Below are 1,088 nucleotides of genomic sequence, written 5' to 3'. Positions count from 1 at the left end.
CTCGCTACTTAAACTGCCGTGAAAATCGTTTGCCTACTTTACAATCGCAGCACTTGTTTGCTTTAACCAAGGAAGTCCGTATTGAGCATGAAGGCGAAGAGTATCGCTTGCGTTTGACTCGTAACAATCGCTTAATTTTGACCAAATAACCTAATTGTACCAACAAAAAACGCCTCTATTGAAAGGCGTTTTTTATTGGAAGATAATCAACACTGGCTATTGATAGCAGCCTTTATCATAGTCGACAACCACAGTCATCCCTAAAATAGCGCAATGAGTACAATTTAAAACTGCCAGCTATAGACCACATCTACAGCATTTTCAGCCGCAGAGGTCGCCTCGACATAAATACGGCGTGTCAATTGATAACGAATAGACAAGCTGTTTTCCGCGTTAAATACGCCAACCCCATAACGAATGTATAAATCAGGAGTGACGTAACCTGTGACATTAACATTAGTATCTTCACTGTTACCTGAAGCATCCACAGTTAGACTCTGCAAACCAAAAGCTTGCCCAATTTGATTGGTCAAGCTTCGTGTACCAGTCAAGCCAAAGTTGAGACCAGCTGCCGCCAGACTATTAGTGACCTGTGACTTAAATCCTTGTTCACTAACTTGAGTTGCTTCACCATCGTCGATACGACCGGTCACTAGAGCATTCATCGCTTGTTGTTGCGTCAAGCCTGCATTGTTAAAGACAACGATATTTGGGTTTTCAGTGTTGCCTGTCACACGTACGCCGACTGTTTTATCATCAATTATTTTTACAGCCTCGATACTCAAATTGGGCTTCATCACATCGCCATTAAAGCGTATCTGTCCATAATTTAGCTCTAAATTCTGTCCAAACGCATCGATACTGGTACGGCGGGATACTTGAACGACCCCTTTAGCGCGCATGACACCAGTACCATTTTGACTGATATTGAGAGCACCTGCCAAAGGAATGACAGCACCAAAGCCACGGAAGTTAATATCATCACCCAAATCAATACCAATATCAGCGTTAATCGACCAAGGTTTTGATATTGCTAAAACGTCATCGATATTACCAATTAAACGTCTATCGATCACCACTGCATCTTC

2 protein-coding genes are annotated in these 1,088 nt (G+C 42.3%); one reads left to right on the top strand and one right to left on the bottom strand.

Going from position 1 to position 1,088, the window contains the following annotated elements; all coding sequences use genetic code 11:
• Positions 1-149, top strand: a 149-nt coding sequence (hemP, locus tag ACS8FD_RS16390) for a hemin uptake protein HemP (RefSeq protein WP_333613881.1), incomplete at its 5' end; no start/stop codon positions are given.
• Between the two features lie 135 nt (positions 150-284).
• Here hemP and ACS8FD_RS16385 read toward each other — a convergent pair.
• On the bottom strand, positions 285-1,088 hold an 804-nt coding region (locus ACS8FD_RS16385; RefSeq protein WP_439276622.1), incomplete at its 5' end, for a translocation/assembly module TamB domain-containing protein.

Source organism: Psychrobacter sp. 1U2, from assembly GCF_051847575.1.
The sequence above is the reverse complement of the archived record's forward strand: the minus strand, read 5'-3'. Positions and strand labels throughout refer to the sequence as shown.